19 protein-coding genes are annotated in these 21163 nt (G+C 47.1%); 3 read left to right on the top strand and 16 right to left on the bottom strand.

The annotated features are described in order from the left end of the window. Positions 1-329: 329 nt before the first annotated feature. The 4 genes from phoU to ACKU35_RS05545 all read right to left on the bottom strand — a co-directional run bounded on the left by phoU (position 330) and on the right by ACKU35_RS05545 (position 5593). Positions 330-995 carry a phosphate signaling complex protein PhoU gene (phoU, locus tag ACKU35_RS05560; protein WP_319763939.1) on the bottom strand — a complete coding sequence of 222 codons (666 nt, stop codon included), beginning with the start codon at positions 993-995 and terminating at the stop codon, positions 330-332. Between the two features lie 60 nt (positions 996-1055). Beyond that, complete coding sequence (pstB, locus tag ACKU35_RS05555) at positions 1056-1817, bottom strand: phosphate ABC transporter ATP-binding protein PstB (protein ID WP_319763937.1); 762 nt, start codon at positions 1815-1817, stop codon at positions 1056-1058. Positions 1818-2114: 297 nt separating this feature from the next. Further along, on the bottom strand, positions 2115-2891 hold the full coding sequence (locus ACKU35_RS05550; RefSeq protein WP_319763935.1) for an AMIN domain-containing protein: 777 nt from the start codon (positions 2889-2891) through the stop codon (positions 2115-2117). 224 nt (positions 2892-3115) lie between these two features. Further along, complete coding sequence (locus ACKU35_RS05545; RefSeq protein WP_319763934.1) at positions 3116-5593, bottom strand: glycogen/starch/alpha-glucan phosphorylase; 2478 nt, start codon at positions 5591-5593, stop codon at positions 3116-3118. Positions 5594-6023: 430 nt separating this feature from the next. On the opposite strand from ACKU35_RS05545, the gene ACKU35_RS05540 reads away from it, so the two are divergent. After that, positions 6024-6419, top strand: a complete 396-nt coding sequence (locus ACKU35_RS05540) for a MucR family transcriptional regulator (protein ID WP_319763932.1) — start codon at positions 6024-6026, stop codon at positions 6417-6419. A gap of 81 nt (positions 6420-6500) precedes the next feature. On the opposite strand, the gene ACKU35_RS05535 is transcribed toward ACKU35_RS05540, so the two are convergent. The 11 genes from ACKU35_RS05535 to ACKU35_RS05485 all read right to left on the bottom strand — a co-directional run bounded on the left by ACKU35_RS05535 (position 6501) and on the right by ACKU35_RS05485 (position 17809). Then, on the bottom strand, positions 6501-7253 hold the full coding sequence (locus tag ACKU35_RS05535) for an OmpA family protein (protein ID WP_319763930.1): 753 nt from the start codon (positions 7251-7253) through the stop codon (positions 6501-6503). Between the two features lie 78 nt (positions 7254-7331). Beyond that, complete coding sequence (locus ACKU35_RS05530; protein WP_319763928.1) at positions 7332-7700, bottom strand: response regulator; 369 nt, start codon at positions 7698-7700, stop codon at positions 7332-7334. 2 nt (positions 7701-7702) lie between these two features. Next, entirely contained in the window at positions 7703-9511 is a 1809-nt protein-coding gene (locus ACKU35_RS05525) for a PAS domain S-box protein (RefSeq protein WP_319763927.1), read from the bottom strand. After that, a complete protein-coding gene (locus ACKU35_RS05520) occupies positions 9501-10049 on the bottom strand; it encodes an MASE1 domain-containing protein (protein WP_319763925.1) in 549 nt (182 codons plus the stop codon). Before ACKU35_RS05520 ends, ACKU35_RS05525 begins: the two co-directional genes overlap by 11 nt. Positions 10050-10267: 218 nt before the next feature. Next, positions 10268-11758: a sodium/proton antiporter NhaB gene (nhaB, locus tag ACKU35_RS05515; protein WP_319763923.1), complete on the bottom strand. Its 1491-nt coding sequence runs from the start codon at positions 11756-11758 to the stop codon at positions 10268-10270. 60 nt (positions 11759-11818) lie between these two features. Continuing rightward, entirely contained in the window at positions 11819-13258 is a 1440-nt protein-coding gene (locus tag ACKU35_RS05510; RefSeq protein ID WP_319763921.1) for a transferase, read from the bottom strand. 142 nt (positions 13259-13400) lie between these two features. After that, positions 13401-14870 carry an SLC13 family permease gene (locus ACKU35_RS05505; protein ID WP_319763919.1) on the bottom strand — a complete coding sequence of 490 codons (1470 nt, stop codon included), beginning with the start codon at positions 14868-14870 and terminating at the stop codon, positions 13401-13403. A 19-nt stretch (positions 14871-14889) separates the two neighbouring features. Beyond that, positions 14890-15444, bottom strand: a complete 555-nt coding sequence (locus ACKU35_RS05500) for a CBS domain-containing protein (protein WP_319763917.1) — start codon at positions 15442-15444, stop codon at positions 14890-14892. Positions 15445-15494: 50 nt separating this feature from the next. After that, a complete protein-coding gene (locus ACKU35_RS05495; protein WP_319763915.1) occupies positions 15495-15848 on the bottom strand; it encodes a response regulator in 354 nt (117 codons plus the stop codon). A gap of 251 nt (positions 15849-16099) precedes the next feature. Next, positions 16100-16441 carry a dinitrogenase iron-molybdenum cofactor biosynthesis protein gene (locus ACKU35_RS05490; RefSeq protein ID WP_319763913.1) on the bottom strand — a complete coding sequence of 114 codons (342 nt, stop codon included), beginning with the start codon at positions 16439-16441 and terminating at the stop codon, positions 16100-16102. A gap of 3 nt (positions 16442-16444) precedes the next feature. Further along, a complete protein-coding gene (locus tag ACKU35_RS05485) occupies positions 16445-17809 on the bottom strand; it encodes a sigma-54 interaction domain-containing protein (RefSeq protein WP_407944204.1) in 1365 nt (454 codons plus the stop codon). Positions 17810-18012: 203 nt separating this feature from the next. Here ACKU35_RS05485 and ACKU35_RS05480 point away from each other — a divergent pair, with 203 nt between their 5' ends. Together ACKU35_RS05480 and ACKU35_RS05475 are read left to right on the top strand one after the other, a co-directional pair. Then, positions 18013-18996 (top strand): glycosyltransferase family 1 protein, encoded by a 984-nt coding sequence (locus ACKU35_RS05480; RefSeq protein WP_319763910.1) that lies wholly within the window; start codon positions 18013-18015, stop codon positions 18994-18996. A gap of 63 nt (positions 18997-19059) precedes the next feature. Further along, complete coding sequence (locus ACKU35_RS05475; RefSeq protein WP_319763908.1) at positions 19060-19881, top strand: TatD family hydrolase; 822 nt, start codon at positions 19060-19062, stop codon at positions 19879-19881. 113 nt (positions 19882-19994) lie between these two features. Here ACKU35_RS05475 and ACKU35_RS05470 read toward each other — a convergent pair whose 3' ends face one another. Then, entirely contained in the window at positions 19995-20996 is a 1002-nt protein-coding gene (locus tag ACKU35_RS05470) for a sensor domain-containing diguanylate cyclase (RefSeq protein ID WP_319763906.1), read from the bottom strand. Positions 20997-21163: the final 167 nt, after the last annotated feature.

The following is a 21163-nucleotide window of genomic DNA, read 5'->3' as shown; positions in this document are numbered from 1 at the left end:
AATGCATTGGAAACAATCTGTTCACGCGTTCCGAGGCAGCCGAGGCCCAGATTGTCCGTTGGCCTGAAAGGCCGCAATTTATCCCTAATGCCCGTTAAGGGAAAACCTCAATACTGACGAAAAATCATACACCTGCGATTTTTAATATCCCCGGTTACGAAATTCCGACTTGAGATTAAGAGAACTGCTTCTATCCTAAAAAAGGACTTATGTAAACCGGATTAAATATGCTCCAGCTGTCCGAAATCGTTTGCGCTCAATGCTTAAACGAAAAAATGAGCCGGAATAAATCCGGCTCATTCAAAAAAATAAATCAAGACAGCTTAGGTTTAGCCTTTGCATTGATGCTTGATATTGACGCCCTGAGTAATAAAAATAACTGATTCGGCAATATTGGTAGCCTGGTCCGCAATACGCTCCAGATGGCTGGCAGCCATGATCAAATGGACACCACGCTCAACAATTCTTGTTTCAGAGACCATGTTCTCGATAAGTCCCTTAAGAATCCGAACACTGAGACCATCTGCCTCATTATCCATGCCGCATACTTCTGCAGCAAGTACGTGATCTTCATCCGCGAAAGCTTTAACCGCCTTGGAAACCATTTCAATCGCAATGGTGCTCATGCGGTCCAGCAACTGGTTAAATGGGAGCGGAGGGCGAGTGCTCAAAAAAACCGCCCGGTGTGAAAGATTAACCGCCTGATCACCTATCCGCTCGAGATTGCTGCTGATACGCATGGACCCTACGATAAAACGCAAATCCCGGGCCATGGGCTGATCAAGAGCCAGCAGTCCCAGATTATATTCATCAAGCTCATACTCAAGCTCATTGATTTTGATATCATTCATGATGATGTCTTCAGCCAGTTCGGCATTACTTTCCGCCAAAGCTTTTACTGAATTTTGCAGAGCCGTTTCTGCCATGCTGGACATCCTGAGGACCTGAACTTTCAGGTCATCCATTTTTTTAACAAAGTGGGCACGCTGCTCCATATGAAAACTCCTCAACTTGAGATCCGTCAATTCGGACCAGTTACAGTGACAACGCAACCCTTAACCGAATCTACCTGTGATATAATCTTCAGTCTGCTTGTTTTTAGGCTTGGTAAACATGGTTTCCGTCTTACCGGTTTCGATGAGGCGCCCCATATAAAAGAATGCGGTCTGATCGGACACACGCGCAGCCTGCTGCATGGAATGGGTCACAATAATAATGGTAAAATTCTTTTTAAGTTCGTGAATCAAGTCCTCAATCTTCTGGGTCGCAATGGGATCAAGGGCTGAAGCGGGCTCATCCATGAGCAGGATTTCAGGCTCAACTGCAAGAGCGCGGGCAATACACAGCCTCTGCTGCTGACCGCCGGAAAGTCCGAGCGCGGAAGCATGCAGGCGGTCTTTCACTTCATCCCAAAGAGCGCCGCCCTTGAGACTTTCCTCTACCTTGTGGGCTACGAACTCTTTATCTTTAATGCCATTCACACGCAGACCGTAAGCGACATTTTCAAATATGGATTTAGGAAAGGGGTTGGGCTTCTGAAAAACCATGCCCACACGCCTTCTGAGAGTAACCACGTCCAATCCCTGAGCGTAAATATCTTCATCATCTAGGGTGAGATCGCCGTCTACACGTGTTCCGGGAATAAGATCATTCATTCTGTTCAGACAACGTAGAAAAGTACTTTTACCGCAACCGGAAGGGCCGATAAGCGCGGTAACCCTGTTTTCTTCGAAATCCATGGAAATATCTTCAAGAGCCTTGAAGTCACCATAATAAAAGTCAAGATTTTTGGAAGCGATTTTAACAGCTTGCCCCATTACATTGTCTCCATAAATTTATATAAAATAAAATAGGACCAGGTTCGTCCGATCCCGATCTTAATTGGTACACATCATAAAGATTGCCACCATTCTTAAGTGACATGAATTAACTATCTGCCACGGGTTACAGGGCAATGACCCGGTCGTTACGTTTATGTTACGCGCAACATCGCACTATTAAAAACTTATATTTCAATATGTTAAAATCAGACATTTTTATTTATGACCATAAAAAAAGCCCTGCGGGCATCAAGCTCCACAGGGCGTTAAATTTAAATTTTCAGCAGGTATGAATCAAAAATCAAGGCGTAGGACAACCTCTTTATCATGCCTTTGGATTACCGGCTTGAGCTTTGCAGAGAGGCTCTCATGGTCAAGATAGATAACCAGACGCAATTTATCAGGGTGTTCGCCTAGGACGACCTTCTGAATCGGGCAATTCTTTATGCGATACAGGGACTTAGTCTTGTTCTCCCATTTCCCATACAGATCCACTACCAGTCGGCGCGGCTTATCAAGATTGAACCAGTTTATTTTTCCCGCAGCCGAAGAAAGCGCAATCTTTATTTCGACTTTTGGCATGTTACAGACAGAGCTCAATCCTTTTACAAAACCTTTGGCAGATAAGGGTTTTGGGGAATCAGCCTTCTCCCGGTTCACAGACTCCGGCTTGGAAGCAGGCTTATCTTCCGGGGCAGACTTATCTCCCGGGGCAGACTTATCTTCCGGGGCAGCCTTTTCATCTACCACAGCAGGAACGACTATATCGGCCTTTTCCTGCTCTTTCTTTTCCGCTGTATATTCTTCCGCAGGCTTGTTTTCAGTCTTTATGTCGGTCTCTTTAAGACCGCTCTCATCCTGAACAGTCTCATCTCCAGAATCCTCCAACGGCAAAACAAGATTGCTCACCTCGCGCCGGACAACCGGACCTTCTCCCTGCTGCTGAATTTCTGCTACTTCATCAGTAAAAAAAGCATCGAAAAACCCCATATGAAAAAGGGACGTGCAGACTCCCGCAAGCAGCAGGAGAATCAGCAGGAAAGCCGTAAAAGGACGAAATTTCATTTTCATTATCTGGTATCCATTCTTATAATCAGTTCTGGAGCTACAATATATGTAAATTTCCCGCTGAAAGCAAAACCTCCCGCACCCCGCGAAATGTCTGGGATGAGCTTAATCTCCTCCGGCACACATAACTAATCGGCAGATATCATATGGTTAACACCCTCTTAAACTGCATAACCGCCTATTCCACGAGGAACAGGCGGTTATGTTAAGGTCGGGTTAAAATCAGGCTATTTTTCCATATCCATGGGCCGGATTCCCCATACATTACGGGCGTAATCCATTATAGCCCGATCACTGGAAAAATACCCGGAACCGGCGGTATTGAGGATGGAACTGCGTAGCCATCCGCTGCGATCCAGCCATAATTTATCCACCCGGTCCTGCGCGTCGACATAATCCCGATAATCGGCAAGAACCATGTACTGATCCCCGCCGTTAAAAAGGGCGTCCAGAATCGGTCGGAAAAGCTCGCGGTCCCCTTCCGAAAAAGTACCATCGCCGATATAATGCAAAACCTCGCCCAGTTCCTGATCCGCTGAAGCAATTTCCGAAGGGTTATAGCCGTTCTGTTTACGCGTTTCCACTTCATCCGCATCCATACCGAAAATGAACATGTGCTCCCGGCCGACTTCTTCCATAATCTCAATATTGGCACCATCAAGAGTACCGATGGTTAAGGCACCGTTCAGGGCGAACTTCATATTTCCGGTTCCGGAAGCTTCCGTCCCGGCCAATGAAATCTGCTCGGAAAGATCGGTTGCGGGAATAATGCGTTCCGCCTGTGAAACTCTATAGTTGGGCATAAAAACGATGCGCAGCTTATGATTTACCGCAGGGTCTGAATTGACAACAGCCCCCACCGCATTGATCAACCTGATGATGCGCTTTGCCAAAAAATAGCCGGGGGCCGCTTTACCTGCGAAAATCTTAAGCCTCGGCACGGCAACGCTGTTCGGGTTGCGCTTCAAACGGCAGTAGAGAGTTATTGCGTGCAGCACGTTAAGCAGCTGGCGTTTGTATTCATGGATGCGCTTTACATGCACATCATACATCCAGTCCGCAGGCATATAAAGTCCGTATTCATTGCGGGCATAGTCAACGAGACGCTTCTTTTCCTTGAGCTTGCATTCATACCAGCGCTTCTGAAAATCAGGGTCATCGGCCAGAGGAGCAAGCTTGCTCAGCTGGTCAAGATCTGTAACCCACTCCTCCCCTATCGTTTCGGTAATGAGCTTCGAAAGTGACTGATTACACTGTCTAAGCCACCTGCGCGGAGTTATCCCGTTGGTTACCGAAATGAACCTGCCGGGGAACATTTCCACAAAATCCTGAAAAATATTCTTCTTAATCAACTCCCCGTGCAGGGAGGAAACCCCGTTCACGGTGAAACTGCCTACCACAGCCAGCCACGCCATACGAACCTGAGGAAACTCGCAGTCCTCGATAATTGACATACGTTTCAGACGATCTTCATCACCGGGAAAACGGGCTTTCACATCTTCCATAAAACGGCGATTAATTTCAAAAATAATGGAAACATGACGCGGCAACACATTCCGCATCATGTCCAAAGGCCATTTTTCAAGGGCTTCAGGCATTACCGTGTGATTGGTGTAGGCAAATGTTCTGCGGCAGATGCGCCATGCCTGATCCCAGTTCAGCATTTTTTCATCGATGAGGATACGCATAAGTTCCGGGATGGCGATAGCCGGATGGGTTTCATTAAGCTGAACTACCGCCCGGTTGGGCAGCTCGGAAAAATCAAGCTTCAGTTTTTTAAACCGGCGCATCATATCCTGAATCGTAGCCGAGACGAAAAAATACTGCTGCACAAGACGTAGCTCTCGCCCTTCACTCAGCCGGTCATTAGGATAGAGCACCTTGGAAATCGTCTGGGAACGAACCGCGTCTTCCATGGACCGAATGTAATCACCGCTGTTGAAGAGGTCGAAATTAAAACGCCTTGCAGGCTGGGCCTCCCAGAGTCGCATATTGATCACATTTTCGTTTCTGTATCCCGGAATAAGCATATCCACCGGGACAGCCATGACCTTGGCGCTGTCCGCCCACCGGTGCCGGATAGATCCATCCTCGTGTGTGAACTGTTCCTCACGTCCATAGAGCCGGACCGTAAACATGAAACCTTTGCGGTTGAATTCCCAGGGATTACCGGTATGCAGCCAATCGTCCGGGGCTTCAACCTGCTCACCGTTTTCAATTGCCTGTTTGAAAATTCCGTACTCGTACCTGATTCCGTAACCGTAACCGGAAATTCCAAGACTGGCCATGGAATCGAGAAAACACGATGCAAGACGCCCCAATCCGCCATTCCCCAGCCCGGCATCCGCTTCCGCGTTTTCAGTTTCCTCAAGGGAAACCCCGAACCTATCGAGGACCTCAACCACTTCCTTTTCCACCCCAAGGCTCAAGGTATTGCTGGCCAGAGATTTACCGGTCAAAAACTCAAGTGAAAGATAATAAACGCTTTTGGCTCGCTGATTATAATAAGACTGCTGGGTTTTAATCCAATTACCGACCAGACGGTCCCGCAAAGTATAAGCAAGAGCCTGATAGAGAGAGAAAATATCCGTGCGGCCATAATCACGCCCCAGATTGGAAAGATGATGGCGGCAGACGCAGTTTTCAAGAGAATCAACATCCATTCCACCTATTTCATTTAAAAAATCTTTAATATCTTTAGGCATAGAAAGACCTCTCTAGCTATAAGAAATGATTTAATTCACTTAAAAAAGAAAACAACTCCCCCACAGAAAAAACAGTTACAGCAAAGTTATAACTCAACTACCTTAAAAAAGTAATGCAAACTTTTTTTTAAAGATTACAAAGTCAAACATCCGAACATATAACATCCAACTGCTTAGTCCGCCTCAATGATCAATTTGAGTAACACAGACATGGACACGTACTATAACTCACGTGCAATACTCACAAAGAATAATCAGAATTTAACATTCTACTTCACCTTTATCCACAGATAGTGTTATTGGTAATGATCAGTTGCATGCAAGGTTTACAATAAAGAGAGACATAAACAGACCAAGCAGTAACTGCCGAACATAATTTTTCATTAATTTATAACACATAGAAAATAACAACAGAATAAGGGGAGATAATATGGAAGATCATCTGAAAGAGGCCCTTGAAATTGTTAAAGCTCAGGCCAGCGTAAGAACCATGACTGAAGAGGAAATCACCTCCATGGTGCAGAAATTGTCTGCAGGAATCAAAAAAATCAGTGACGGCATGTTCGATAACGGTTCTCAGGAACCGACCCCGCCGGTAGATCCTAAAAAAGCCATCAGAGAAAAGAGCATCATCTGTCTGGAATCGGGCAAGTCTTTCAAGGTACTGACTAAGCGTCACCTTGCAAAATACGGCCTTACTCCGGAAGAATATCGGGAGAAATGGGGATACGCGAAGAAAACACCTTTGGTCTGCAAATCCCTGCAGCGTGAACGACGCAAAAAGATGAAAGAAATGAAACTCTGGGAAAAACGTAAAAAACAATAAACCATATTTTTCATCAAAAAAATCCCGGCACTTCCACATAAGGAATGCCGGGATTTTTTTTAATCAGTCCACAGACACCAATTACCATCTATCCGAAGGAGGCTGGTAATAAAATTCAACCCTGCGGTTGATGGCCCTGTTCCGGTCAGAAGTATTCGGGACCAGCGGTTTAGTTCCGGCGTACCCTACAGCCTTAACCCGTTTTGAAGAAATCCCTGATTTTTTGAGTACATATCGCAGGCAGGAAGCAGCCCTTGCAGCGGACAGCTCCCAGTTGGAACTGTAGATATTATTTCTCGTGGCCCGGTCATCAGTATGTCCGCGCACAACCAGGTTAAAATTTTTCTTTTTCATAATCCCGGCGACCTTATCCAGTATTTTTGCCACCTTAGGATTAATAGTAGCTGTTCCGGGCATAAAAATAGCACGGGAGGGCACCCTGACCAGAACCCCCTGCTGATCACTATTAACTGCCATCAGCTTATTCATTTTACCGGCAGCTATAAAGGCTCTGACATCAACTTCAAGCGCCTGCATCGATTTTTTGGCCTTGGCGCTCATTGAAGATGCGGTATGCGGACTTTTGGAAAAAGCCATGTGCTTACCGGTCTTGTCCTTGGTCTGCACACCGAAAGCATCCTTCATCGATCCTTTCAGAGTTTCAAAGTTCGCGACATCCTGATTTGCGAAAGAAAGCAGCAGAACAAAGAAGCACAGCAGCAGGGTTACCATATCCGCGAAGGTGGCCATCCACGGGGGCAATCCCTCTTCCGGAGGAGGTTCAGCAGGAGCCTTGGCTTCTATATATATTATTTCTTCTTTTTTCGGGGGCACAAAAATATTCTCCGGGAAAAGCGTTATTCAGTTAACCTGATAGCGCCACCCCGCCATTATTGCAAATATGGTAGGTTATTAATTCAGCATGCGTTTTATTTCACTGACCATACCTTCGCAAGTAGGCAGCGGCTTCAAAAATATGGAATTTGAAACACTGGAAACCTCAGCCAGATCCACCGGGATGCTGAACTCGGGCGATCCGGTATATATAATGAATTTCAGTTCTGTCCATTTTTTACGGGCTTCCTTGATAAAATCTGTCCCATTCATCCCCGGAAGCCTGAGATCTACGATGACCATATCCACTTTTTCTTTATCTAAAAAGGCCATTGCTTCTTCGGAACTTCCTGCCTGATAGACGTGAAATTCCTCATCTTCAAGGCTTATGGCAAGACTTTCCCTAACATGTACGTCATCATCCAGAACCAGAATTATATTCGACATGGCTATGCCTCCCTACCAGAGATGGGTATTTTAACTACGAAACGGGTCCATTTCCCCGGAACAGAATTCACTTCCATTTCCCCGTTATGCTGATCTGTTATAATGAAAAAAGACACTGAAAGTCCAAGACCCGTTCCCTGCCCGACGCCTTTTGTGGAAAAAAAAGGCTCAAAAACCCTTTTACGCACATCCTCTTCCATACCCGGTCCATTATCCTCTACTTCCAGAACTGCCATCTGGTCTTCCTGTTTTAGCCGGAGGATAAAACGGGAAGTGTCATCAACATAATCCTTTTCCATCATAGCCTGTGCGCCGTTCTTCAAGAGATTCAGGAAAACCTGCTGAATTTCGTTTTCTTCGCAAAGCACTCTTGGAAGATCGGGGCTGTACTCTTTAATGATTTTAATCTTCCTGAAATCATATTCCTTTTTGAGGTCATAGTCATTAGCCGCCAGATCGATAGTGTTATCCAGCAATTCCGGCAGATTGCATTTAGTAAATCTCTTTTTGCTTTTACGGCTGAACCGAAGCATATTGGTCACAATGGAAGCTGCGCGGTTACATGAGTCGGATATACCGTTCAGCATCTTGGGAATTTCCCTGCGGGAAAGGTAGTCCCGTAAATTCTCCAGCTCAACGTTGCATTCAGCGGCAACGAGACGATTCATGTCCAGATCTTTATAGATACGGTTGACAATATTCTGGGCATTGCCGGAAATCGCCGCAAGAGGATTGTTTATCTCATGAGCCATCCCGGCAGCCAAACCTCCCACGGACATCATTTTCTCAGTCTGAATCATCATCTGCTCCATATTGCAACGTTCAGTGACGTCATCAATCTGGATAACCGCACCCTCAACACCGTTAGCCACAAGCGGAAAAATCGTCAGATCTTCATAACGGACATCACTGTCAACATGTCTGAGTTTACGCTCTTCGCTCATGGCACGGCGAGTTTGGATACTTTTTCTTATCTTATCCATCTCGGAACTCATGCGCGGAAACACGGAAACAAGAGATTTGCCATACGCGTCGGCAGATGAAACCCCGGTAATTTTTTCCGCAGTCATATTCCATTGCGTAACCTTGCCTTCAGCATCCACCCCGACAAGGATTGACGGCATGGAATCTATTATATTTGAAAGGTAATTACGCAACTTACGCAATTCTTCACGGCGCAGATATTCATCTGACACATCCCTGAAGACAAGAACCGTACCTGTTATGCTGCCCTCTTCATCTAAGACCGGAGCTGCGGAATCGGCAATATGATAATGCTCTCCGTTTTTGGATATCAGAGTGGTGTGATCAGTGAGTTCTACCACCTTTTTATATTTGAGAACCTTATCCACGGGATTCTCGCACGGATGCTTGGTCACGGAATGTACAATGTTAAAAATATCGGTCAGGGCTGTCCCCCTGCTTTCTTCTATGGTCCACCCGGTAAGTTTTTCGGCCACCGGATTCATCCTGACCACAATTCCCTGCCTATCAGTGGCGATAACGGCATCTCCGATGGAATTAAACAGAGTCTTCAGGTTTTCTTCACTTTCCAAAGCCTCTTTCTCAGAATGAACAGCACGGCCATACAGAAAAGAAACTATCGCTCCGCAAAAAATGACCGCACTAACCATCAGCGTGCGTACAAACATTTCATGAGGATCATCCGCAGGAAAAAAACTATGGAATAAGCTATTTGGTTCAGCCTCAAACCAGGTAAAATCAAAAAAGGCTTCCACACACCAAAGAGCAACAGCAAGCATAACAAAAGTCAGCAACATGGATCGTCCGGGCTTTTTGCTATAATTCATGTCTACCTCTGCTTTGCAGCCAGGCTAAAACGGGAATACCGAAAAAGAAGGTCCCCAAACCATGAGCCATCGCCCAGCGGATGATTGAAGTGAAGACTTTATCATCAGTGACCAGACCAAACATATATTTGCTGCCCACGCCGCCGAATGCCGTCAGCAACGGAACAAACACAATCCCGACAACTATTCCGAAAGCAATATTTCCGGGGGTTCCGAAAAAGACCCTTCCGCCGCTTTTCCTTTTAATCAACATTGCTCCCAGAATCGGTCCCAAGGTATTCATAATCGAGATGCAGCAAGAGAAAGGCCACGAAGCACCCAATAAAAAATGATTGGCCAGAATGGTGCCGACTGCAATGCCCGGAGCAATGGCCCAGCCTCGATATAAAGCGGCAATAATCGCGATTGCGGCCGCCGGCCATACCGGCATAGGCAAAACACCTACACCGCGGAAAATCAGCCAGTTAAGGTATGATATTCCCCAATATACTGCCGCCACGGCTATATTTTCTAATATGACCTGCCCGCTTTCAGACATCACAACTCCTTAAATCTCCTCTTGAGCGAAAAAACATCCTGCTCCAGAGAATAGCTTTTCCCCGAACAGAGGACTGGCACCTTGACGGCAAGGACAATGACGCTAATCCTATTTTTATTATATGTTATTTTTTTTTCGTTCACCATACATAATTAAAGATCCCCCCGCCGAAAATACGGCAGGGGGATTTAATCTGTTAGGATTTAGTAAGCTGATCGCTACAGGAAGTACCACACAGCGGCAAGACCGGTAATAGACATGGTGACCGTGTAGGGAAAGGCCAGCTTGACCATTTCGCCATATGAAAGCCTGATCAGAGGCGCAATGGCGGAAGTCAGCAGGAACAGGAATGCGGCCTGACCGTTAGGAGTTGCGACACTGGGGATATTGGTTCCGGTGTTAATGGCAACTGCGAGCAGATCGAACTGCTGACGGTCGATAATGCCTTCCTGAAATGCCTTCAGGGTTTCGGAAATATATACGGTTGCGACGAACACATTATCCGAAATCATGGAAAGCACGCCGTTGGCAAGGTAGTATGCCGCCAGCTGAACTTTACCTTCCAAAGCAAGCACATAGTGAATGATCGGGGCGAAAAGATGCTGATCGTGAATTACCGCCACAATAGCGAAGAAAACAACCAGCAAAGCGGTAAAAGGCAGAGCCTCTTCAAATGCATGACCGATCTGATGCTCTTCGGTGATGCCGTTAAGCGCGGTCAGGGCAACGATGATAGCCAGACCGATCAGCCCGACCTCTGCGAGATGCAGAGCCAGTGCGAGAATCAGAAAGACAGCAGCACAGGCCTGAGTAAACAGGGCCGCCTTTTTCTTCAGGCTCATTTCCTCATCGTTTTTGCGAGCCTCTTCTTCAAGAATTTCTCTTACATTCTGCGGCAGCTGAAAACCGTACCCGAAAATACCGGTGACTTCCAGCATGAGACAGGTCAGTAATCCTACGGCCAGAACGGGCATGGAAACAGGGGCGACTTTAAGGAAGAATTCCATAAAGTGCCATTCCATTACGTGCCCGATGAGCAGGTTCTGCGGCTCACCGACAATGGTGCATACCCCGCCGAGAGCAGTACCAACAGCGCCGTGCATAAGCAGATTTCTTAAGAAACCGCGGAATTCGGCAAGGTGATCGACACAATCGCCTTTAAGCAATGAATCATCGGTAATTGTACATTTACCCGTAGAGGCAAACCGGTGATAAATCCCGTAAAAACCGTAGGCGACGGCGATAATAACCGCTGTAACCGTCAACGCATCAAGGAATGCGGACAGGAATGCGCCTGCGAAACAGAACAGTAAAGAAATAACGACCTTGGATTTAATTTTGGTCAGTATCTTGGTGAAAACATACTGCAGCATGTCTTTCATAAAATAGATACCTGCAACCATGAACATCAGCAGCAGAATAACCGGGAAATTGTGCAGGGTTTCCTTGTACACAGTATCCGGGGAAGTCATTCCCAGAGCCACTGCCTCAATGGCGAGCAGCCCGCCTGCGGGCAGAGGATAACATTTGAGAGCCATGGCCAGAGTGAAAATAAATTCACCGATCAGCACCCATCCGGTAATAAACGGTCCGGCTGTAGCCAGAAGAATGGGGTTGAACACCAGAAAGCCGATAATAGTCAGTTTGTACCAGCCGGGAGAATTACCAAGTAGGTTCTTCTGCAACGCCTGTGACATAGTTTTGGGCACGGTTTATCTCCTTTTGCCTTTTGTGTGTGGAACCTGTGAGCTTTAATTTATAACGTAATTTTAAAGATCACTGGGAACCAGCGGGTCGATTGTCAATTCCGGATAAAGTCCCTGCAAATCTCCTTCAGGATAAGGCTGAAGGATATTAAAGGATATGTCCTGAGTCTGCTGGGAATGGCCCGCTGTTTCTTCAGAACCGTCCCAGAACGCACCGTTGCATTCCAGAATATGTTCGATGCGGTGCCTGAAGCCGTCAACAAACTTGGATCCGATGCCTTCAAAGGTCAGATTACCGAGGCGGAACTGTCCCTTAATGGCAGCGAAATCAGAAAGTAGGATCGAGTGCATTTCGAGATCTTCCTGTTTGCTTACATAGCCCCAGACAAGAGAATTGTCCGGTATTTTAATAGGCTCTGATGAATCGATTATAGTGTGAGGCATTATAATCGATCCGGAGCCGATTTCAATTTTAGCATTCTCTTTACCATTGAGAAAAGAATTAAAACCAACGAAGACCTGCTTGCCGAGACAGCAGTAGATGACCTTGCCGCCGTGGGCGGTAACATCATTGCCTTCGTATTCAGAATTGATAATGTAACAGTTTTCCTGTGCATTCGCACCGGGGCCGAGATCGGAGTTTTCAATGTAGGCCCTTTGAGCCACGAGAACATTCTTGGCTACTTTGCAATTACCCTTGATAACTGCGTAAGGGCTTACGGAAGCTCCGTCGGGGACAAAAACCAGCGCCTCAGGCTTAACTGAAGAATAGATGGGCACGAAGTCTTCTTTACGCTCGTCAAAGAAATCCATAAAAATTCCTTTGGGTCTGTTGTTTTCCATACGAATGTATTTGGAAAGGACTTCTTTCGGGAACTGGTAATTGAATTCAAACGCTCCATCGGACTTGACCCATACCCGGCCTGGTTTGATGCGTTTATGGGATAGCTCACCTGCCTGCACGTAGGAGTATGCACCTACTGCGCAGTCGTGGCAGATAGAGAGGTCCACAGATGAGAAAGGCTCAAGAAAGCAGCCTTCAACTGAAGTTCCGTGGATGTTTGCGTAATGCAGGGATACTGTGTTTGAGATTTTGAAACACTCAAGATTTTCAGGATCATGAGAGTTGTTGTGGACAAGTGTTTTCATCAAAAAACTGTCGCGAATCTTAATGACTTCATCATCGCGGAGTTTGATCTTCTGCCCGTTAATCTCGACAATGCTCCCTTTCCTCTTCAACTCGTCACCACGGATGTCACTCTTATAAAGAATGGAGTGGTTCACCTTGCATTTACCAAGGAAATAAGTTCCGCCGATACTGGAATGGCGGAAGTTGAACATAAGCGGATGAGTGTTGGTCAGGGAATAGAATGCGTAGTAGAGGGCAAAGCTATCCTCGGGGAGCAAATCCTTGATGTAAGGACGGACATCCACGAGGGGCTCGCGCAGATTGATGTTCACACGATTGGCAACATGATCAATGAGCTTATTCAGCTGTTTCATAAATCCTTCTCGCTTTTTAGTTAAGTACCGGAAGTCGTAGGCGGAAACCGGAAACAGGGTTTATTCAAGCAGGACGGCTCCGGCATGCCTTGCCGTAACCGTCCTGCCCCTATATTTAATTTTTCCTTATACCTGTATATAGCTAACCCGGCAAGCTTACAGGCATACCCATAAGGGGCCATATAAACTTAACAAAAATGCCGGTTACAACCATAAGCAGAATACTTGCGGGGACACCGTACATAAAGAACTCCCCGGTAGTGAACTGCTTGGAATCGTAAGCGATTGCGTTGGGAGCCGCACCGACAAGGAGAAGGAAGGGCATACCGGCAACAACAAGGGCTGCAAAGAGGATCACTTCCGGAGCCACGCCAAGGTAAGGCGCGATAACCAGAGCCACCGGGAGCGATATGGCTATCGCCGCCACGTTCATGATAAAGTTGGTCATAATCATTACAAAAAAGGCGATGGACATAATGAAAACAAATCCGCTTGATTCCTGAAAAAGGATCAGCCAATTGACCGCCATCCACTTCGCCGCGCCGGTATCCCAGAGACAAAAGCCGATGGACATGGCACCCGCGAAGAGCAAAATGATATTCCAGGGAATATCTTCAAGATCATTGATGTCGAGAATATTGAAAACAAAGAATGAAATAGATGAGATCAGAATAATGGAAGTCTTATCGATGGCCTTCAATTCAGGAATAAAAGACCGCAGGCTCATGATCACGATAACTCCGCCGACGAGGACCGCAGCAAGCTTTTCATCACGGGAAAGCGGCCCCATCCGATCATTAAGCTCTCTGGCCTTTTCACGCAGACCGGGGATAACGTCCTTTTCCGGCTTCAGAAAAACCATGAAGAATCCCCAAAGCAGAAAGACCATGGCCCAGCCTATCGGTGCCATATAATAAGTGAGTTCAAAAAAGGTGATATCCTTGCCAAGAATCTGGTTGTAAAACCCGATAGCTACTGCTCCGCGCGCTGCTCCGAGCAGGGTTACGATAGATCCGGCACCGGCCACAAAAGCCATGCCGATAAAAAGGCCCTTACCGAACTTGGTGGGCTTATCACCTTCCCCGTAGAGGGAATAAATGGCCAGCAGCAACGGGTAAACGGTCGCAGCAACAGCGGTGTGAGCCATAACATGGGTCAACAGTGCGGTTACAACGAATACACCCAGATAAATTCGGCTGGTCTTTTCACCGACGATAATAAGCATCTTATAGGCCAGACGCTTGGTCAGTCCGGTTTTTGTGAAGACAAGACCGATCATGATGGAAGCAAAGATAAAAAGGACTGAAGGGTCCATAAAATCCTTAAAGGCCACCTTGGCCGGACGGATGAAAAACATGGCCTGCAACACGCCGATGGCCAGGGAGGTCACCCCGATAGGGACTACTTCAAACACCCACCACGTACCCGCCAGAAGGAAGACGCCGATGGCACCTTTAGCTTCTTTGGATAAAACAAAATGCTGCCCGCCGGGATCAATTGCATCCGGCCATGCCGGACAATAGTAGACAATGGCGAAAAGGGATATTCCCAGCAGCAGGAAGAACATCCTCTTGAAATCAAATCCGGGCTTAGTTGCAATTTCAGCACTCATGAGTTTCGCTCCTATACGATTAGGCTATATCGCCCTCGCAAGCGAGGACAGCACTTCTAACTTTGTCAAAGGCATCGCCGAGGCGAATAACCCCGGTGATACGACCATTTTTCCTGACCAGCAGGGGCTGGTGAACACCTAGCACAAAAGCGTGCAGGGCCTTATCGATGGAGTCGTCTTCATCAAGAATTTCCGCCCCTTCGGGCCTATGCATAATCTCTTCAACTGTCGCTACCGCATTCTTGCGGCACAAGCTGTCTAGAGGCTCGGACCAAAGGTTAAAATCGCGATAAATCTTTTGAACAAAATCCGTGTTCAAGGAATTGGGAGAGTGTTTGTTATCCATTTTAAAATAAGCCGGCTCCATATGCTTGAAAATATCCAGCATGGTGATCTTGCCTACAATGTTTCCTTCTTCATCCTCCACCAGCAGATCTCGATGCGGATGCAGTTGCTTCTGCTCTTCATCAAGCTGCTCAAGATGCAGCAATGCTTCAAACAAAGTGGTTTTCTTTGTAACCCGGTTGTATTCTTCAACAGGGATCATCAAATCTTTAACTTTAAAATTTTTCACATTTTCCCCCTATGCAGGTTTTCCGGTCGACATTTTGATCTCTATTTTGCCTATGCGCATACTTTACGCAGGTTTTTGACCAATGCGGCAATATCCACCGGAACTGAAATTTCAGCACATGCTCCAAGATTCATAGCCTCTATGGAAAGCGGAATCATATTGTGCCTATTGATTAGAACAACTTTCAAATCAGGAACAATTGCTGAAATGTCTTTCATGAATTTCAGTGAACTCCGGCCGAATCCGGACAGGCCCAGCACGATACCGTCCAGGCCATCAACGCTGATTAATTTTTCAGCTTCGTCCAGTGATCCGGATTCAGTCACCTGCAATCCTTCCTTCCTGAGGCGCAGAACAAGGTGCTCACGAAATTCCGAGTCTTTTTCAACAATCATTATTTTCATGTATTAAAACGTTGTCTTTGCTGCCGGCTGGGAATTCAGCCTATACAACGTTTTTCCACTAAGCACCGGGCATGCCAGATAAAATAATTTCAGGTATAACAGAGCGTTAATTTTATATGAAGTTTTTTTTAACGAAGGGTCTGAAGCAATTTGAAACAATTTGAAACTGGAGTGAAGAGACAATATGAAACATTTTTAAACAAAAAGAATGTAAGCACTGTGATTAATGCTTATATTTGGAGGATAAATATCTAAGACTGAAGTGTATAAAAATTAGCGCCGCTGAAGAGTTTCCCATCTTTGTAGCCCTGCATCACAGCCTTCACCGGACCGATGACATCATCAAAAACCTCTATACCCTTCCATTTCAGGTATTGATAATGCTCATCGTCAACGCCGCCGCAGATAACCGCATCTGTATTATGGGAAGTAGCCAATGCGCATAGATCATCAGCTGAAGCCTGCGGCAGAACAATAATACGTTCGTCAACTTCACCTTCGGCGCGAAATTCAGCCAGCAGGACATCTTTTGCCAGATCAAAACGGGGGGCAACCTCATCGTTATGCAAGGGAATCATTATCTTGTGCGGCATTAGCTATCCACTGATGGAGTGTTTATTCATTTTACGCCAGAGAGTAGAGCGGGACCAGCCGAGAAGATCAGCCGCTTCTCCTTTACGTCCAGCGCATTTGACCAAAGCGCCCATGATCAACTGCTTTTCCGCCTCACCCCAGCTTTCCGGTGATCTGTATTCAGCCGGAGCTGCCCGCTCGCGCTCTGGTTGCGGAATTTCCGCAACCGAACGCATGATATCCTGCTCTGTAAGATAAGCCGGCAAATGGCTGGAGCGGATAACATCACGATCACAAAAATTAACGGCATACTCCACTATGTTACGCAGTTCGCGCACATTGCCGGGATAGTGGTAGGCAGATAATATTTTCGCCGCATTTCTGGAAAATCCTGATATCTTTTTATTGAACCTACTGCAGTAATTCATAAGGAAATGATTCTTAAGCAGCAGAATGTCCTCGCCACGTTCACGCAGAGGCGGCAGATGCAAGTGCACCACGTTTAACCGGAAAAGCAGGTCTGAACGAAATGTTTTCTCTTGAACCATTTTCTTCAGATCGCGGTGGGTAGCGACAATAACCCGTACATCAGCATTAAAGCCGCGGGTACTCCCAAGGGGATATACAATCTTATCATCCAGAAATGAAAGCAATTTTACCTGTAGAGACAGCGGCAGATCGCCGATCTCAGTCAAGAAGAAAGAGCCGTTATGGGCCAGCTTAATCCGTCCGGGGCGATCTTCATTGGCTCCGGTAAAGGCGCCCTTAACATGCCCGAAAAGTTCCGACTCCAGCAGTGTTTCCGGCAACGCCCCGCAATTTACCTTGATAAACGGCGCTCCTGCACGGTCGGAAGCATTATGAATCGCCTCGGCGAGAACATCTTTACCGGTCCCTGTTTCCCCGGTGATAAGAACGGAAGAATCCGTCCCCGCTATGGAAGGGACCATATTGAAAACCTTGACGATTTCCGGGCTTGTGCCGATCATGCCTCCCAATGAATATGCCTTGCTGGCCGAGATGCTTAACTCCGCAACCTGCCGGATATCCTGAATTGTTTCCACATATCCGGAGATAACCTTGTCGCTGTTCACGATAGGCGAAAGATTCAGCCGGATGGGAATTTTAGTCCGTGTGCGGTCAATAATATCGGCATCAACTGAAACCGTCTGAAAATCGGCCTTATCAGCCATGACCGGACAGCCTTTGAAGCAATAATCACAGCGCAGCCCGAGATAACATTTCAACCCCTGCATGGCATCGGGATCAGCGCCGGTCAGGGTCTGCCATGCTCGATTGACCAGCCTTACCCGACCCTCGATATCCAGCACGGCAACTCCTACAGGAACCTTGTTCAAAAGGTCCGGCAGCAGAAATTCCTGTTCCATCAGGCCGTTGATGATATATTGAGATTCGTTAGTCACATAACTTCATTATCATGGATGAATTGGATGTGCCACGCGCTTTTTTCAGAATTTAAATCTATCTTATATGATAGGTTACGCCGCTTCTTGCGTTAGGAATGGTGCATTTCGGGGTCTGCTTTTCAATCGGTGAAAACGGTTGTATGTTCCGGCGAGGAAAACAAATTATGAGAACATACATATTCATACCTCCGGTTCGCAAACCGACCGGGGGAATCACGGTTTTTTGTCAGATTGCATCAATCCTCGCCCGTCACGGTAAGGATGTTCAGCTTGTCATGCGTGAAAAGGGCAGTTGGATGCCGACGCTTGCTGAAGGATACCCCGCCCCCGTGCACTGGGACGAAGTAAGCCTTAAACCGGAAGATATATGGCTTGTACCCGAGGGGTGGGTAAACAGTCTGGCACCGGGGCTTAACGCCGGGGCAAGATGTGTCGTTTACTGTCAGAACTGGGCCTATCTGTTTTCTTCCCTGCCGGAAGGGGTTTCATGGGCAGGTCTTCCTGTTTCCTTTCTGGCTGTTTCCCATCCGGTACAATGGTTTATGCAGCAAACAGTAAAAACAACTTCCCCCATTCTGCGTCCGGGCATCGATACCGATCTGTTTCATGCACCTGAGAAAAAGCCCTCCGGCAAGATTCGCATCGCCTACATGCCGCGCAAGAACAAAGCGATGGTCAGCCAGATTAAATCTATTTTTGAATCACGCAATCCCGGCTCAGCGGTCAGGTGGGTGGAAATTGCCGGAATGGATGCCGAAGGCGTGGCCCAAACACTGCGCTCCTGCCATATCTTCCTTGCCTCAGGTTTCCCGGAAGGCTTTTCGTTGCCGCCCCTTGAAGCCCTTGCATCCGGCTGCATACCTGTCGGGTTTTCCGGTTTCGGCGGCTGGGATTATATGCGCCAGCTTGAAGGAGCTACCTTCGAGCCATGGTGGCCGCTGCGTGAAGTCCCATGGTCCGGCAACGGTTTCTGGTCTGCGGATGCGGACGTACTTGACGCGGCTTTCAATCTGGAAAGAGCCCTCAGTCTATGGCGCGACGGCGGCCCCCTTCTTGACAGCGCTCTGGAAGCAGGGCAACAGACCATCCGTTCATATACGATAAAAGAACAGGAAAAAGCTGTTTTGAATATCTGGGACAATTTTTAAAAGCTTTCTCCTTAAAAACAAACTGTTCCATCATAAAAAGCAAACACATCACCCCAAAAAAATATGGCTAAGAAAAAGAAAAAAAGAGCCCTGCCCCAAAGTGTGGGCATCAATATTCCCGGTGTGGAAACCCATGCCCATTTGGATCTGGAAGAATTCCGTGAAGACCTGCCGGAAGTGCTGGCAAGAGCCAAAGAATGCGGAGTCGATAAAATCGGCAACGTCTTTCTGGGACCGCAAGCCTACCACGCGAACAAAGATCTTTTCGAAAATCACCCGGAAATATTTTTTCTGATGGGCGTACATCCCAATGATTCCGACAAATTCTGTGAAGAAGACATCGAATCCATGCGTGAAGCGTTCAAAGCCGATCCGCGTTTGAAAGGCGTAGGCGAGATCGGTCTGGATTTTTACTGGGAACGTGTTCCGCACGATGTGCAGAAAGAAGTTTTCCGCAAGCAGCTCAAGATGGCGGAAGAGCTGAACCTTCCGGTAATAATCCACAGCCGCGATGCCCATGCCGAAACCCTTGAAGTACTGGAAGATTTCGGCTGGTCCGGTAAACCGCTGCTCTGGCATTGCTTCGGTGGTGAGACTGAAACAGCGCAGCGCATTATTGAACACGGCTGGTATATTTCCATTCCCGGCCCTGTTACATATAAAAAGAATGAACTTGTACAGGAAGCAGTGAAATCCATCCCGCTAGACCGCATGGTGCTGGAAACGGACTGCCCGTTCCTGCCACCGGAGCCATGGCGCGGGAAACGCAACGAACCGGCGTTTATCGTTTTCACTGCCGCCAAAGTTGCAGAGCTAAAAGGCATGGAAACAAATGAGTTATGGAAAGCCTGTTCAGAAAACGCCCACCGCTTTTTTAATTTATAGGAAAGACCGCAAGGATTTTCCGGAAAAGGAGAAGTTCATCAACCGCTGAAAGCGGTCAACTCGGCGTAGGCCTTGTAATGAGCGTGGGCGGGAAAACTTTTTAAATAATCAGGTTACTGACACACCACCCGGTTACGTCCTGATTCCTTGGCACAATAGAGCCGTTTATCAGCAATCTTAAGGAGTTCTCCGGCGGAGGGTTCCTCACATTCCTCAATTGAGGCTACTCCGCAACTAAGAGTTACATTCACGGCCCCTTCCTGAGTATTAATTTCTTTAACTGCGCAGGCGGATCTAATCCTTTCCGCGACAATTTCCGCCTCTTTTTTCTCCGATCCGGGCATCAGGATTACAAATTCTTCCCCGCCATAGCGACAAGGAAGGTCCACACCCTGCCTGCTGCAATCGTACATGATCTGCCCCACTGCGCGCAGAACTACATCCCCGGTGGCATGACCGTAATTATCGTTTACCAATTTAAAATTATCCACATCGATCAGGATTGCCGAAAGCGGCCCTCCCCTGCGCTTGAAGCGCTGCACTTCCTCACGCAACCGGATGAACAGGTAACGGCGCATATATAATCCGGTCAGACTGTCTTCGATGGTCTGGCGAAAAAGTCTGGAATTTTCGATGGAAATAGCGGCAACAGTGGAAACAATGCTAAGCTGGAAAAGTTCTGAAACTTCCCACTGCTGATCCTTCGGACGGTAAAGGGTCACAAATCCCCGAACACGGTCACGCGATCCCACCAGCGGAACACACAGGCAGGTTTTATCAGTTTCACAGCATTCCGAGGGCAGGGGGTAAATGGAATCATCGCAGACAGGACGAACGACCGGTCTCAAAGATTGAGCTGCTTCCAGCATGGCCTTATTCAGCGGAATATGCTCATTGATAATAACCCTGCGTTGTTTGAGGGAAGCGGCCACACCTTTGAGTTCACGGTATTCATCATACATCATCAAAGTCGCGTCCTGACAATTTCCCAGATCGCAAAAAGTTTCAACAACCCGGTCAGTTAAGATATCGGGATCAACTTCCATGGCCAAAAGCCGGGTCGCAAAATTTATAGTCAGCAGAGTTGCGTCAAAGTCGAATTTATCTATGGTCATGTTCGATTTCTACTCGTCCGTGTTAATCGTTGCTGGATCATTTACAACATACAGTGGCTTCCTGCAAAAATACAGCACAAGATTTGCGCCAAAAACCGGTCCTTTTTTATAATTACAACTGGATGATTGACAATTTTTTTATCATGAGTACAAAAAATTATGCAGCT

This window comes from Maridesulfovibrio sp., assembly GCF_963676065.1.
In the GTDB taxonomy this organism is placed as follows: Bacteria; Desulfobacterota; Desulfovibrionia; order Desulfovibrionales; family Desulfovibrionaceae; genus Maridesulfovibrio.
The sequence above is the reverse complement of the archived record's forward strand: the minus strand, read 5'-3'. Positions and strand labels throughout refer to the sequence as shown.